This is a genomic window from Luteolibacter rhizosphaerae (genome assembly GCF_025950095.1).
GTDB lineage: Bacteria > Verrucomicrobiota > Verrucomicrobiia > Verrucomicrobiales > Akkermansiaceae > Haloferula > Haloferula rhizosphaerae.
In genome coordinates this window covers 17,141-32,406 of sequence record NZ_JAPDDR010000001.1, presented here as the reverse complement: position 1 = coordinate 32,406, position 15,266 = coordinate 17,141, and the positions used below count along the sequence as shown (strand labels likewise).

Annotated in this window: 11 protein-coding genes and 1 riboswitch; of the genes, 7 read left to right on the top strand and 4 right to left on the bottom strand. The window is 62.0% G+C overall.

The features are described 5' to 3' along the window. Positions 1-221 precede the first annotated feature (221 nt). From OJ996_RS00095 to OJ996_RS00085, 3 genes are read right to left on the bottom strand one after another with little or no spacing between them, the layout of a single operon-like run. A complete protein-coding gene (locus OJ996_RS00095; RefSeq protein ID WP_264509888.1) occupies positions 222-1,136 on the bottom strand; it encodes a hypothetical protein in 915 nt (304 codons plus the stop codon). A 5-nt stretch (positions 1,137-1,141) separates the two neighbouring features. After that, entirely contained in the window at positions 1,142-3,124 is a 1,983-nt protein-coding gene (locus tag OJ996_RS00090; RefSeq protein ID WP_264509885.1) for a TonB-dependent receptor, read from the bottom strand. A 48-nt stretch (positions 3,125-3,172) separates the two neighbouring features. Beyond that, on the bottom strand, positions 3,173-3,757 hold the full coding sequence (locus OJ996_RS00085) for a PEP-CTERM sorting domain-containing protein (protein WP_264509883.1): 585 nt from the start codon (positions 3,755-3,757) through the stop codon (positions 3,173-3,175). Between the two features lie 163 nt (positions 3,758-3,920). Next, a riboswitch (cobalamin riboswitch) is annotated at positions 3,921-4,068 on the bottom strand. A gap of 134 nt (positions 4,069-4,202) precedes the next feature. On the opposite strand from OJ996_RS00085, the gene OJ996_RS00080 reads away from it, so the two are divergent. The 3 genes from OJ996_RS00080 to rimO all read left to right on the top strand — a co-directional run bounded on the left by OJ996_RS00080 (position 4,203) and on the right by rimO (position 7,233). Continuing rightward, entirely contained in the window at positions 4,203-4,964 is a 762-nt protein-coding gene (locus OJ996_RS00080; protein WP_264509882.1) for a spermidine synthase, read from the top strand. 91 nt (positions 4,965-5,055) lie between these two features. Next, entirely contained in the window at positions 5,056-5,721 is a 666-nt protein-coding gene (locus tag OJ996_RS00075) for a hypothetical protein (RefSeq protein ID WP_264509880.1), read from the top strand. A 108-nt stretch (positions 5,722-5,829) separates the two neighbouring features. Beyond that, positions 5,830-7,233, top strand: coding sequence for a 30S ribosomal protein S12 methylthiotransferase RimO (gene rimO, locus OJ996_RS00070; RefSeq protein WP_264509878.1), 1,404 nt, complete (start codon positions 5,830-5,832; stop codon positions 7,231-7,233). A gap of 317 nt (positions 7,234-7,550) precedes the next feature. Here rimO and OJ996_RS00065 read toward each other — a convergent pair whose 3' ends face one another. Further along, the gene (locus OJ996_RS00065; RefSeq protein ID WP_264509876.1) at positions 7,551-8,567 is read right to left on the bottom strand and encodes a hypothetical protein; all 1,017 of its coding nucleotides are present in this window, start codon (positions 8,565-8,567) and stop codon (positions 7,551-7,553) included. 582 nt (positions 8,568-9,149) lie between these two features. On the opposite strand from OJ996_RS00065, the gene OJ996_RS00060 reads away from it, so the two are divergent. The 4 genes from OJ996_RS00060 to OJ996_RS00045 all read left to right on the top strand — a co-directional run bounded on the left by OJ996_RS00060 (position 9,150) and on the right by OJ996_RS00045 (position 15,263). Next, on the top strand, positions 9,150-10,193 hold the full coding sequence (locus OJ996_RS00060) for a thrombospondin type 3 repeat-containing protein (RefSeq protein WP_264509874.1): 1,044 nt from the start codon (positions 9,150-9,152) through the stop codon (positions 10,191-10,193). A 42-nt stretch (positions 10,194-10,235) separates the two neighbouring features. Continuing rightward, the gene (locus OJ996_RS00055) at positions 10,236-11,576 is read left to right on the top strand and encodes a hypothetical protein (RefSeq protein ID WP_264509872.1); all 1,341 of its coding nucleotides are present in this window, start codon (positions 10,236-10,238) and stop codon (positions 11,574-11,576) included. 234 nt (positions 11,577-11,810) lie between these two features. Further along, positions 11,811-13,415: a ShlB/FhaC/HecB family hemolysin secretion/activation protein gene (locus OJ996_RS00050; RefSeq protein WP_264509870.1), complete on the top strand. Its 1,605-nt coding sequence runs from the start codon at positions 11,811-11,813 to the stop codon at positions 13,413-13,415. Positions 13,416-13,427: 12 nt separating this feature from the next. Further along, a complete protein-coding gene (locus OJ996_RS00045; protein WP_264509867.1) occupies positions 13,428-15,263 on the top strand; it encodes a DUF2341 domain-containing protein in 1,836 nt (611 codons plus the stop codon). The last annotated feature ends 3 nt before the right edge of the window (positions 15,264-15,266 follow it).

Genomic DNA, 15,266 nt, shown 5'->3' with positions numbered 1-15,266 from the left:
TTCCAAGAAGGGTGAACATGCAAGCGATCAGGACCAAACACACTAGCTGACACTTCGGCATTGTTAGGCATATGCCATGCAAACCGCACCACTGCAAGGGACCCTAAGTCCGAATTTCACCCTTCCTGCCTGTTCACACCCTTTGAAAATGTCCGATCCACAGACATTTCATGACCTCCCCACGCGATCGCGTAGGTGTGAACAACCCTGTGAAAAACCTCCTACTCCACCCCCACCACCCGCCAGAAGCAGGCGCTTTCTCCTGCCGGCACAGGCGCGCTCAGTGCCGTGCTGCCACCCGTCGTGACACCCGGCACCACCTGCACCGGCTGCCAGTTGCTCAAGGACCCGAGCGAGCGCTCGACCCGGTAGCTCGTCCCGGGATTGCTTTCCCATATGAGCTGGATGCTCGCTCCCGCCACCACCGACTCCAGCATCCGGAAGTCCCCATCGTTCTGGTGGATCACCCCGATTGCATCGAGATCGAATCCCGCGGAGCCGGTATTGGGATAGGGATCGTAGATCGGATCCCCGCTGCTATCCTTCGCCGATCCGTTCCCCAGGATGTCGATCAGCCGCACGAAGCGGATGTTCCCCTTGTCCAAGAGCGGCGATGCCGCCAGCACCGCCAGATCGAAGGGAGTGCCATAACCCGCCGGATACTTCCCCGCCAGACCGCTCACATTGGTCGGATCGATCGAATTGGTCACAGCCTGCGTGAGCGAATCGGACGGAAATCGGAAGAAGTTCACCCCGTCGCTCGAAACCTCCACGAATGCCAACTCGAAGAAGCCCGTGGGGGTGATGCTGAACGAATTCTCGAAGACCGCGAAGTCAACCCCCGCCCCGTCCTTGATCGGATGTGGGAAGTACATCGTGATCTTCCCGTTGTCTCCCAGGCAGACGATATCCATCACATCCTCCGTCGCCTTGCCGTAGGCCTTTGCCGGCGTGCGCCAGCTTGAGGAAACATTGGTTCCCCAGACGTAGTCCACGTGGCCCTTCGCCCAAGAGACGAACAAGGGGCTATCCTTGCCGATCGCATCCGTTGTCACACCCTGCGTGTTCGGAGCCCCAGGATAGGGTCCCGCAAGGGCCGCGGCAGTCGTGGCAAGCAAGGCGATCGTGAAACGCATCATCATCAGAGTTCGCGGCGGATGCCGAGTTGGAATTGGCGGCCGGAAGCGGGATACCACACGCCGCTGTACTTCACCGTGGCGTAATGCTCGTCCAGCAGGTTATTCACCCGCAGATACACGGATAGCCCTGGTTTTGGCTCGTAGCGGAGCAGCAGATTCGCCACTCCATAGGACGGCAACTTCTCGCGGGTGTTCTGGAAATCGTTCCCCTCGAAGGCATCGCCGATGTACTGATACTCGCCTTGAATCATCACCTTCTCGACCGGACGGCAGGCCAGCCGCGCGGTGAGTTCATGGCGCGGCACGAGGTAAACCTGCTTCCCCGCATAGACCCCGCCCTCATACTCCGCGATCAGGTTCGTGTAATGAAGATCCGCCTCCCAGATGCCCCGGCTGTAGCCGATCGAACTCTCCACCCCTAGCCGCCGCGTGTCGGCGAGGTTCACGTTGAGGTTCTGGAGGTAGTCGAAAGCAATCTCTCCTTCCAACCACTGGGCGAATCCGTTCAGACGGAAACGCCAGTCGCCAGGACTCCACTCGCTACCGAGTTCCAGGTTATGGCCCGTTTCCGCCCGGAGCTGATCGTTGAAAGGTCTCGTCAGCGGATAGCCCTGATAGGACGCGATCTCGTCCGTGGAGGGCAGACGATAAAGCCGGTCGTAACGCACCCAGCTCGAAAGATCCTCCCGCGGCTCCCAGCGCAACCCGATCTGCCACGCACGGTTGGCCTCATCATTCTCGCGGTCGAAGTTAAGATTCGGATTCGCCGGCGAAGCGAAGTTACGGGCGGACGCATCCACCTGCGTGGTCTCCCAGCGCGCGGAGACCCCGAGATGCCAATTCTTCCACGGTTCCCACTCACCCGAGGCAAAAACACCAAGCGTTTCCCGCCCCAGCTCCGCTTGAGCCGTTCGGTTGACCCGCTGGATCTCCGCGAACTGCGACACATCCAGAGAATCGCGGCGATACTGCAATCCCGCCTCCAGCTCCCAGCGTTCGCCCGCCGCACCCAAGCGCGGGGCTGCGGAGAAAGTCTGCAGCAGATTGTCCGCGTGCATCCCCGCACCGAAATTCCATTCCTGATCACGCCGTGTGAACGCGATCGGCATCTCGAAGGCGAGCTCGCCCTTCTTGCCCAAGATCAGATTCCCATCGAATCCCCAGCGTGATTGCTCGCTGAAGTACTGGTCCGCCACTCCGGCGAGTTCGTAGATCGATTCACGTGGGGAAAGCAGGTACTGCTCCTTGCTCAGCGGCCCCGGAAAGCCGTTCCTCTCGTTCGCCCACGACACTCCGAACTCAAGTTCGGCGCGGCTCTCCAAGTCCCTGCTCCACCGCAGCGCCGCGGATTCCAGCTCGCTCTCCGCATTCTGTCGCCAGCCGTCCGTGTAGTTACGCTCCAGATCGAGCGCGATGCGTTTGCCAGCGAAAGTATCTTGGTAACTCAGCCTCGCCAGCGTGTAGCAATCGCTCCCCCCCGCCGCCTCGATCACCGTTGAGCGCTTTCCGCCCTCCTTGGTCACCAGATTGATCACTCCGCCGGCGGCGTTGTCACCGAATCGCGCGGTCTGGCTCCCTCGCAGGATTTCGACCCGCTCGATACGTGCCAGCGGCACCTCAAGCCAAGAAACCCCGCCCATGTCCGGCCGGTTAAGCGGCCTCCCATCGACCAGCACGAGAACGCGCGACGATGAGTTCTCGCCGAAACCGCGGAGATGAACCGCCGAGCCGGAGCTGTTACCGGAGCTACTGCTGAGGCGGACCCCTCCCCGAGTCGCCAACAGTTCAGCTACCGACCGAGCTCCCGACTCGGCGATCGTCTTCCCCTCGATTACCGTGGTGCTGCCCGCGAAATGCGGCGGCACCACAGTCTCCTCGGCATCCGCCTCCACGATGATCTCCTTGAGTTCCTCCGCACGCAATGGCAGGGCACCGCCTAAAAGCAGCACTCCGATGCAAGCGTGGATGGATCGACAAGGGTTCACGTGTCTGGCTCCCCCGGATGCACGGGCATTCCACCCGCAGAGATTCGTTTACCGCCGGCGGCGGATGAAGAAAGCCATGCCGCAGAATGCCAGCATCAGCGCGGACGGTTCGGGCACCGGTGTCACTGTCGGCACGGTGGTGAAATCGCTGAACTTGAGCGCTTCCCATGAACCGGGCTCGATCACTCGGAAGGGAGAGGACAAGCCGCTACCGGAAGTCCAAGTTCCGCTGGCGATGGGAGAGGCGCTCGGCCAACCCGCTTCACCGCCGGACACCCACTGCGTCCAAGATGGAACGTAAGGCTCGTCCGAGTTGGAAGTTTCCGTGATCCCCATCCAGGTGATGGCATTCACGAACCAGTTCGGAGCCTCTTCCGAACCGAAGTTGAAGGCCTGCACGCTCAGATCGCTTTCGTAGCTATCCACGACCTGCAAGAGATCCCAGCCGTCCAAGGGATCGGCTTCGTTATGGGTGAAGCGGATCTCGTAAGTGCGGGTGCCGATGTTCGGCGATTCCAGCACGTAGAAGGCGCTATCGGAGCCGGACCCGAGCACGATGGTGGCCGCTTCCGCCGCCCCCATGAGGGAGAGGACGCTTGCGAGGGCAAGCGCCGCGAGTGTTTTCAATTTCATCTAATCTCTTCAATTGGTGTTCCCGGAAGAGAAGAGAAGCCCGGGCCGGGGAACATGGGTCCACCGGCGATCGTGCTCCGCTCCCGTCGCCTTCCTTTCGCGGAAAGGCCTTCACGATGCCGCATTCGGAGGAGCGGCACCGGGACGAGCGAGGCGGGACGAAGTATTCGGGCTCCCGATTCTGAAGACGCGGCTCGCACCGCCCCTCCGCCTCCTTCCCGCCTTCACCCGGACTCGCGCCCGGATTGGCTGTGTGGGAATTCGTTCATCGGATACCGCAGCGCGACTGCTCCGGATTCTCACCGGATTCCATGCGCCCGCATCGGGTCATCGGCGCGGAGTCAAAACAGGCGGCGCGGGCATGGCAAGAGCTTTGGGTCATCATCGTTCCGATCCATGGGATTTTGATTGAAGACGCCGATCCATCCCGATCCTTTTTGCTCCAATGCCGCTCCGTTGCCACGCTATCGTCGATACCGCTCACCAGCAGGTGCAGATCTGGAAGTCCGAGAAGCAGTGCGAGTTCCGCGTCGCCGGTGCCATCCATGCCTGGTGGCACGAGAAGAAATTCCTCACCGGGCTCGCGTGGGACAATCTGGCGGCCGCGGCCCTGCTGCGCCCCGGCGGACCACCGCAGTCGATCCTGATGCTCGGCCTGGCAGGCGGCACGGCGATGCGGATCCTGCGCCAGTTGCTGCCGGATTGCCGTTTGGTGGCGGTGGACATCGATTCCGAGATCGTCGCCTTGGCCGAGCTGAACATGCACCTCGACAAGCTGGGAATCGAAGTTCACCTGGCCGATGCCTACGAGTGGATCGCGAGGTGCAAGGAACGCTTCGACGTGGTGATCGACGATGTCTATCTGGCAGGCCGCGACGACGTCTTCCGCCCCGGCAAATCGGACGCCAAGCAGATCAACGCGCTCAAGCGCCTGCTGAAACCCGGCGGCATCCTGCTGGCAAATTTGGTCAATGGCTCCGGCCACCGGGCGATGCAGATCCGGACCCGGGCTGCCTTCCGGGAGGGCTTCCCGGTCGTTCGCTCGGTCACCACCCCGGCGAGCCTGAATGAAACCTTGGCGGGTGGGGCGGAGGTGCTCCCACCCTCGGCGCTTGCGGGCTGGGAAGCGGTTCTCCCGGAAAGCAGCGACCGCAAGCTCTGGAAGAAGATCCGGGTCCGCCGCCTGACTTCAGCCCCGAAATCCTGAGAAGATCCTGATTTTCCGTATGGCAGGGGGCTTTCTAACCCCCGTGTCACCGCGTTGACAAGCCGCCGGGGGCCGCGCAATCTCCGCCCCCATGGACACGCTGAAGATTCTACTCGGAGCCACGGTCGCGCTGCTGATCGGGGCTCTGGCCGTTGCATATAAGGACGGCCCGGCCGAAAAGAGCGCCAGCAAGGACGAGGTGGCCGAGCTGAAGGCCCAGATCCAGCAGCTCCAGATCGAGCAGGACCGGCTCGAGACCGAGCGCCAGAAGCGGATTCTCGAAGAAGCCACCGCAAAAGCTGCCGCCGAGAAAGCGGCTGCGCCCGCCCCGGCTGCGCCCGCACCCGCGGAAGTCGCGGCTCTTGAAGAGCAACTCGCCAAGCTGGAAGCCGAGAAGGCAAAGGCCGAGCGCAATGCCGAAACCGCCAACAACGAAGCCGCCTACGTGGCCGGCCACGTACTCGAGCAACGCGACAATGAAGGTCGCCGCGCCCGCATGGTCCGCGATGCGATGCTGATCGCCCGGGTGAAGGAGTGGGTGGATGACCCGCAGCTCGGCGGCTTCGCCACGATCGAGATCCTCATGCCGGAGAACGTACAGCCCGAAACCGTGCTCTGCGTGCGTCGCAACTCCGGTATCCTCGGTCGCCTGAAGGTGGGTGAGATGAGCATCGAAGGCGCGATCGCCACCCCCATGGGTGCCTTTCCCGAGGCCAAGCCCCAGCCGGGCGACGAGCTGATCCTCGACCCGATGTAAACGCGCTGTCTCGCTCACATCACCCGATCTTCCCGGCCCGCCTGATTCACAGGGCGGGCCTCTTCTTTCCTCACCGCTTTCCGCATCTCACACTCCGCATTGCATTCCATGTCCACCACCGTCGGTCTCATTTCCCTCGGCTGCGCGAAGAACCTCATCGACTCGGAAGTCATGATGGGCCACCTCGCGGAAGCTGGTATGGCGCTCACCTCTGAAGCCGAACTGGCCGATGTGCTGATCGTGAATACCTGCTCCTTCATCGACATGGCGAAGCAGGAGTCGATCGATGCCGTCTTCGGCGCGGTGAACGCCCGCGGCGATGACCCGGAGCGCGCCCGCCAGAAGATCATCGTGGCCGGATGTCTTTCCCAGCGTTTCGCCAAGGAGCTGCCGGGCATCATGCCGGAGGTGGACGCCTTCATCGGACTGGACCAGATCACCAAGGTCGCCCCGATCATCGAAAATCTCCTCGGCAAGAAGAACGCCGCGGAAGTGGCCAAGACCGAAGGCCCGTCCGCCACGGATGATCCGCGCGACTACGTGACGCTGAAGCCGAAGTACGTGCCGGACTACACCACGCCGCGCTTCCGACTGACGCCCGAGCACTTCGCCTACGTGAAGATCGCGGAAGGCTGCAACCACACCTGCACCTTCTGCATCATCCCGAAGATCCGCGGCATGCACCGCTCGCGCACGCAGGAGTCCGTCGTCCGCGAGGTCGAGGCCCTGGTGAAGTCGGGTGTGAAAGAGATCAACCTGATCTCGCAAGACACCACCTATTTCGGCATGGACCAGTGGGAAGGCGAGCGGCCGAAACCGAACTCGCCGGTGAACTCCCAGCGCGGCGAATCCCTCTCCACCCTGCTGCGGGAGATCAACAAGATCGAAGGCGAGTTCTGGGTGCGGCTGCTCTACACCCACCCGGCCCACTGGTCGGACGAGCTGATCCAGACGATCGCCGAGTGCGACAAGGTGGCGAAGTACGTCGACATCCCCCTGCAGCACATCTCCGACCGCATGCTCACCGCGATGAAGCGCGTGACTAGCGGCGACTACATCCGCGACCTGCTCCGCCGCATGCGCGCCGGAATCCCGGGCCTAGGCATACGCACGACCTTCATCGTCGGTTTCCCGGGCGAAACGGAAGAGGACTTCCAGGAACTCCTCGAGTTCATCCGCGAGTTCCGCTTCGAGCGCGCCGGCGTGTTCCAATACTCCAAGGAAGAAGGTACCCGTGCCTACAAGATGGAGGGACAACTTCACCACAAGACCCGCAAGAGCCGCTGGAGCCGCGCCATGGCCGAACTCCAGAAGGTGGCCGGTGAGGTCAATCAAGAGCAGATCGGCAAGCAAGTGCGCGTGCTGGTGGAAGAAAAGGGCGTCGGCCGCACGGAGTGGGATGCTCCGGAGATCGACGGCTCCGTCCACGTGGATGAAAGCATCCCGGTCGGCAGCTTCGCGGACGTCACCATCTCCGACTGGCGCGGCTACGATCTGGTCGCGGCACGCTGAAATCGGCTTCCGCGATTCAACTCTCCGCACAACTCTCGCGTCATCTTTGTTAGATCACGGATAGAACTGCTCAACGTAAGGGAGTTTCAAAGAAAATGCATTTCTCACGATTCGCCGCTGGCCATCAGGGGCAAAATCGGACAGCATTTTTCTCGTAAGGGATAGTTGCACAGCCCCCCAAAAGGGCCCCCGGACACTGGAACGGTTCCCCCCTCTAGTGTCCGGGGACTTTTGTTTTAAGGCCCTTGCTTCCGGGATCTCCAACAACTGCCAACGAGCGCAGTAGCGCGCGGCACCCGAAGTCCCCACGAAGCTTATCAACCTTCGGAAACCTTGTCCCAGTTCATGGCGGACACGCTTTTCACACTACCTTGAAGCTTACGCTTCGGACCACCATCGGAGCCTTCGGATTCGGTCAAGACCAGCTCCCCCTCCGTCCGCAGCACGAGTGGATACAAAAGTGAGCACCAGATCTTACCCGACTTGATCGTGGCGTCCCGGTCGATGATCTCACCAGTCGGACGCAGCTCACCTTTGAGCGAGTACTCACCGCTGACAGAGAAGCGCCCGCAGGGGTGCCCGTTGATCGGTTCCGCAACTTCATACACCAGCGTGACCTTGCCCTTGGTCCGTGGTGGGAAGATCATCTGAAGCGAATCTCCTTCAAGAACCAGACGGTCACCCGCGGCCCAGCGCCGGGAAGCAGAGAACCACTGCCGCCGCGGCGCCAAGCCCGCCGCGGATAGCAACTCATCCATTCTCGGCAGGATGGCCTGCTCCTGGAGCTTTGTCCGGAAGTCCATCGGGCCCTGATTTCTGACCAATCGCCATCCTCGGGGTCCTTGTTCAAAGGCGATCCGCGGAAGTGCGCCCGAAGTCCCTTGATCCGGGGTCTTCGTCTCCTGCTTCTTCTCGCCATCTACAAGAGGCACCACCACGCCGGAACGTTCGACTGCAATGCCGACCACCGGCCCCCGACGATCCAGAACGCTGACGCTCTCCATATCCACAGTCACCGAAGACGACTCGCTGCCCAAGGCGGAGGTGCTGCTCATGCGGGCATTCTGAACACTGCGGGTGTCCGTAAGCCTCACGCGCAGGTTCATAGGAAAAGGAAGATCCCGCCGGAAGCGGACACCCTCCGCGCCGCTGTCTACCTGCGAGGCAAGATCCGGGGCTACATCGCCACCAGGCGCGGCAGGAGCATTGGGATCAGCCGCGCCCCGAAATTTTTCACGCGCCGCATCCACCGCCAGCTTGGCCTTGTCACACGACGCCGACACAAGAACCCCCGCAAGAAGCAGGGTTCCGGCAGCAATTCGTAAAGCGAACATGAATATCAGGTAACATCCGGGAAAGCCTTTGACCAGAGCAAGTTCTATGGATTTCAGCCGAATTTCGCCTCAAAACCGGACTTTTCTTAAAAAGATCCTTACAAGGAAACCCGATTGATCGGAGGGCCAAACAGTGGGGGAAATCGAGCCCAACTCCTTCACCTACCAAGCCTCGCGTAAAAAACTCTTGCAAAACCCTCCCAAGGAGTATGAATTCCGCCCGCGGCCAGAAAGCCGCCCTTGGTAACCTACAAAGGGCCATGGCTGGCGACCCTCACGACAGGGAGCCAACAAGGTGAGGACGACCATCAAATGTGGAGTCCAAGCGATTGAAGTCGGGTGAAAGCCCGGTTTGCCGATCGGCGATCAGGAATTCTGAAGCGGATCGGTCCAGATCAGGGGACAAGTCCTCGCCATGTACTAACCAGTCGACGTGTCACGTCATCCACGGGTGCATCTCGGTGCTGCACTCCGGGCTGATGCGGCTGCTCGGTGACCACGACGTGGCGTCGGCAGACCTTTTCATTTCTATCTCCCGGCGTCACGTCGTCTCCCAATACCGATCCTCCAGATTCTCCCTAGATGAAATTCATACCTTTTAATGTAAAATTCTCCTCCATTGTCGTGGCGGGGTTTGCTGCTGCAAGCGCCGCGCCGGTTCCGAATCCCGCCAATGGAGACGTGTTTCTCGGCTTCCGCGCCAGCGGCGGTCAGGGCTCCGACTCTTCCTACCTGGTAAATCTGGGTCAGGATACCGCCTTCCGGAACGCGAGCCCCGGTTCAACTTTCACGCTGAGCGCCCTTGGTGATCTTGGGGCGGACCTCCAAACTCAGTATGGTGCCAACTGGGCTTCCCGGACCGATCTCTTCTGGGGTGTCTTCGGCACCCGGAACAGTGCCAGCCCAGCGGTCTACGGATCAAGGGAACGCCCGGTGCCCGCCACCGCTTCGGCACCTTGGTCCGACCTTAACCTGGCAGGCCGCAATAGCGTGACCAGTCAGGTCCTCAGCGTCTTGGAGGGCATCAACGGTTATCGCGGGCGCAATGCCACGACGAACAGCCCGGTGGCGACCCTCCAGAGCAACTTCTCCGGTGGTGCCAGCTACAACTTCCAAGTCGCAACACCGGGAACCACGGACTTCGGCAATCTCAGCCAGTGGGGAAGCATCGAGGGCGACTTCGGTGGGGGGGTCAGTGGCACGGTTCTCGACTTCTACCGCATTTCGAGCAGCACCACCACGCCGGTGCAAAATCTCGGCCGCTTTACGATCAGCGGATCCGGCCTCGTAACCTTCACGGCGGCAAGCGCGACCCAACCGAATCTCGATACCGACGGCGATGGCTGGACCGATGCCGAAGAAGCCGTGGCGGGAACCGATCCGAACAACGGGTCGAGCTTCTTCAACGTCAAGGAAGTGGTGCAGACCGCCAACGGCCCTGCCATCCGCTTCCAATCGGCTGCGAACCGCACCTACACCGTCCAGTACTCCGAGGATCTCTCGGGTTGGCAAACCATTGCCACGCTAAACATCGGCGCCACCACGGCTCTTGAGGAATACGTCGATACGAACACCGAGCGCCGCAGCCGCGCCACCGGCTTCTACCGCGTGAATGTCAGCCAGTGATCCCCTCCCCCTTTATCTAACCGATTCAATTTCCATACTCCTATGAAACTTCTTCCTTCCCTGCTTCTCACCGTTCTCGCGCTTGGCGGTGCCGCGCACGCCCAGACGACCATTCGCATCGTCGCCTCGAACGGCGACCGCACCGCGACCCAAACCGCGATCTCCAAGCTGCTCGCCTCCGGCTGGACCTTCCAAGGCATCAACGGGAATACGTCCTCCACGGGGGATCTCGGCGTTGCGACCGGCGCGAACTTCGGTGCCTGGAGCGGTACCTACGCCGGCAATGCGGTGACCATCAAGGTCTCCTACGCCGGTGCGCTCGCCGGCATCGCGGCCGTGGCGGGTAACACCGACCAACGCTTCGTGGTGAGCAATGGTACCGGCACGGGCGCGGTGCCGAACCCGCTCACCGGCACCACGGAGGGGACCGACTACCAACTCGCGAAGGCCGACTTCGGCTTCTCCACGAACTTCCAGTCCACCTCACCCTTCAACGGCTTCTACGAGAATGTCACCTACAGTCCCGTGATCGAGGAAGTGGTGGGCGTCTCCCCGCTCGGCTTCTATGCCAGCCCGGGCTTCCCGGCCACCGGTGCGAACATCACCACGCAGCTGGCACAGCTGCTCTACACCACCGGTTCGGTCCGTCTCTCCCAGTTCACGGGTGACTACACCAACGACAACAACAAGACGGTTTGGGCCATCGGAAGAAACACCGATGCCGGTCAGCGATTCGGTGCCTACACCGAAGTCGGCCTGGGCACCTCCACCGCGGTGAAGGTCTGGCAGCCGAGCTTCGCCGCCCTTGACGGAGGCACTCCGCAAACCTCGGCAAACGGACTCGTCTACGGTGGCGTGGTGGGCAAGCAAGCCCTCTGGCCCGCCGAGACCATCAGCGGAATCTTCAGCAGCCTGGGTAGCGGTGGCTACAGCTCGGGAGCTCTGGTCGCACAGACGCTCACTGCCGACCTCGGCCCCGATGCCTACCGTGGCGCCTTCTTCAACCCCGACACTCAGCAGACAGAATACCTGTATGAGGACGCGGTCGATGGCTACTACGTCGGCTACGTGACTCCCGGCGATGCGAACAACCGCATCCTCGGCCTGAACGGCGTGCTCCCGGTGGCCAACCGCGGCATCGCCCTGAAGTATAACGGCGTCGAACTGACCAACGAAAACGTTCGGAACGGCAAATACACCGCCTGGCTCTACAACCGCATCGTGAAGCCGCAAAGCGGTCTCTCCGGTCTCAAGGCGACCTTCGCGGATGCCCTGCGCGACCAAATCAAGAACGTCGACGCTCCGTCCGGCGGCGGACTTTTCGATGATGCTAGCTTCAAGGTCCAACGCTTCACCGACGGCGGTCTCGTGGTGCCGAAGTAAGATTCTTCCTTGAATATCGCTTGTGACCCGCCCGGCACGTGAGTGCCGGGCGGAACAGCAGTCCGAAAGCCTCCCATTCATCCCGGGCACGCCACTCCCATCGCCCGGGCCTCTTTCCTCAGGACCTCCGCAGCAACGCTGCGAAACACCAAGTCCGAAAGCCTACCTCCAGCAGGATCTCCGCCGCAGCACCGTTGCGGTCTCCGAGCAAGGGGCGGATAACCGGCGACCTTCGTGAAATACCAGATTCATCGTAAGAACATGCGCGAAACCCTGACCGCCGTTGCGGGCAGGGCCGCGCTTTGGTTCGTACTAGCGGCGGGCTCCGTGGGCGCCGCTGAAGAAGCGCCCCTATACTTCATCCGCGAGTATCGCGTGCAGGGCTCGACCAAGCTCACCCCGCTGGAAATTGAAGAGGCGGTCTATCCCTTCCTCGGTCCGGGCCGCACGACCGGCGATGTCGATCAAGCGCGCGCCGCGCTCGAGAAGGCCTTCCGTGACAAAGGCTATGCGACCGTCTCCGTGTCCATTCCCGTGCAGGATCCCAAGAGCGGAGTGATCCGTCTTGAGGTCACGGAAGGCAAGGTGGCCCGTCTCCGGGTGAATGGTTCCCGCTACTTCCTGCCGAGCCGCATCAAGTCCGAGGTGCCGTCCCTGGCCGAAGGCGAGGTCCCGAACTTCAATGCCGTGAAGAAGGAGATCATGGCGCTGAACCGCCAGGCTGATCGCCGAGTGACGCCTTCGCTCTCACCCGGCGCCTTGCCGGGCACGGTCGATATCGACCTGAAGGTGGAAGATGAACTGCCGCTCCACGGCTCGCTGGAGCTGAACAACCGCTACAACGCGAATACCACGCCGCTGCGTGTGAATGCGGCGCTGAGCTACTCGAACCTCTTTCAACTCGGGCATACCATCGGGGGGAACCTCCAGATCGCTCCCGAACGCCCGGACGATGCGCTGGTCTACTCCGGCTACTACATGGCCCGGGTCTCGGACAGCGTGACACTCATGCTGCAGGGAACCAAGCAGCATAGCGATATCTCCACCCTCGGCGGCGCGGCCGTGGTGGCTCCCGGCGAGACCATCGGTCTGCGCGCCCTCTACGATCTTCCCTCGAAGGAGGGATTCTACCAGACCCTCAGCCTCGGCATCGACTACAAGTCCTTCGATCAGGACCTGCGCATCGGCAACACGGTCGGCAAGACGCCGATCACCTACTACCCGATCAGCGCCAACTACGGTGCTTCCTGGACCAAGCCGAACTCCTTCACCGAAGCGAATCTCTCGCTGAACTTCCACCTCCGCGGCATGGGCAGCGATCAGGCGGAATTCGATGCCAAGCGCTACCAGGCGGATGGTAGCTTCATTTTCCTGCGCGGGGATGTCTCGCACACCCGCGATCTGACCGACGGCTCGCAACTCTTCGGCAAGATCCAAGGCCAGGTCTCCAGCCAGCCGCTGATAAACAGCGAACAGATTGCCGGCGGCGGCTTGGGCAATGCCCGCGGCTACCTCGAGGCGACCGCGCTCGGTGACAACGGGCTCTTCGCCACCGCCGAATACCGCAGCCCTTCCTTCACCGGGGAGAAAAGCAGCACCGCCAAGCGAGCCGATGAGTGGCGCGTGCATGCCTTCATCGACGGCGGCACGGTCACGGTGCTGGATGCCCTGCCCTCGCAGAAGTCCTTCTACAACTTCTTGAGCGCCGGAGCAGGCACCCGCTTCCGCTACCGGCAACACTACAATGGCTCGCTGGACGTGGCGATGCCCTTCACCACGCAAGCGGAAGCCGAGTCCGGCGATATCCGCATCACCTTCCGCGGCTGGGCGGAATTCTAACACCTCTCCCGTATGATCACGAGACAACTCGCCTTCACACTGCTTCTCGCCGCCCAGCTGCATGCCGCCGATTGGTGGAACAAGGACTGGACCCAGCGTCAGGAACTCACTGTCAACACCGGCTCGGACGCGGCCAACATCGGCGACGCGCTCCAAGGTAGCGCGGTGCTGGTCCGCTTGCACGATGGCAATTTCCAATTCAGCTCGGCCGCCGCGGATGGCAGCGATCTGCGCTTCATCGGCTCGGACGGCACCCTGCTTCCCCATCACATCGAGAAGTACGACAGCATCGTGAACGAGGCCTTTGTGTGGGTGGAGGTGCCAACCATCGCGGCAAATGCCAAGACCTCGCTTCATCTCTACTACGGGTCCGCGAATCCCGCTGCCGCTCCGGCTTTGAAGCCTGCCGATGTCTATGACTCGGCCCTGGTCTATCACTTTGCCGACAAGGGCGGCGCCCCTGCTGATGCCACGACCAATGGCAACAATGCTTCAGGACCGCTCACCGCCTCGGAGGGAGCCATCATCGGCAGCGGCGCACGTTTGCTCGGAGCAGATCCCGTGACCATCGCCGCCTCCTCATCCTTGGAGTGGAACAACGGCTTCACCCTCTCCGCATGGATCCGCCCCTCAGCCTTGCAATCGGGAGCGGTCGTCCTGAGCCGTGGCGAAGGAGCGCAGTCGTTCAAGCTGGTGCTCGACCAGGGAATCCCGCTGATCGAAGTCGGGGCCTTGCGGAGCTCCCCGGGGCAACCGGTGACCGCCGCGACATGGACCCACCTCGCGGTGAGCGCCGAGGCGGACAAGCTCTCACTCTTCGTGAATGGCGAGCCTTACGCACAGCTCTCCGCCACACTTCCCGCCCTGCCGGGACCGATCGTTCTCGGCGGCTTCGCCAGCGCCTCGCGCTTTGTCGGCGAGATTGACGAGCTCAACCTCTCGAAGGCTCCGCGCAGTGCCGCCTGGGTGAAGTTCGCCGCACTGAGCCAAGGCAGCACCGATGCCGCCCAGCGCACCATCGCTCTCGGTGAAGTGGAAGGAGGCGAAGGCGGCGGCGGCCACAGCCAAGCCTTGGAGCACGTGATGCTCTTCGGTGATATCGCCAAGAACATGATGTTCGACGGTTGGATCGCCATCGGGGTCTGCATCATCATGATCGTGGTCGGCTGGACCGTCGCGATCCAGAAGTTCAACTACCTGAACTCGATCCAGAAGGCTTCGCGCGAGTTCCTGCGCCGCTGGAAAGAACTGTCCTCCGACCTTACCGCGATCGACCACTCGGATGAATCGAGCATCGGCAGCTTCGGCGGCCTTGCGGATGCGCGGGCTCAGAGTCTGATCAAGAAGTCGCCGCTCTATCAGATCTACCACATCGGCTCGGATGAGATCCGGCATCGTCTCGCCCGCGACAAGGACCGGACCAAGGGCTTGTCCGGTCGTTCGATCCAAGCGATCCGCGCCGCGCTCGATGGCGGACTCGTGCAGGAGACCCACCGTCTGACCAAAGGCCTCGTCTTCCTCACCATCAGCATCGCAGGAGGCCCCTACGTCGGCCTGCTTGGCACCGTGGTCGGCGTGATGATCACCTTCGCGATCATCGCGAAGAGCGGGGAGGTGGATGTGAACTCGATCGCCCCCGGCATCGCCAGCGCGCTGCTCGCCACGGTCGCCGGCCTGATCGTCGCGATCCCTGCACTCTTCATCTACAGCTACCTGAATAGCCGGATCAAAGAGACCACCAGCGGCATGCAGGTCTTCATCGATGAGTTCGTCGCCAAGATGGCCGAGTTCTATCCACCCGCCGGTGAGGCATCGCCCTACGCCGCCAACACCACCCCGAAGGAGTAAGCG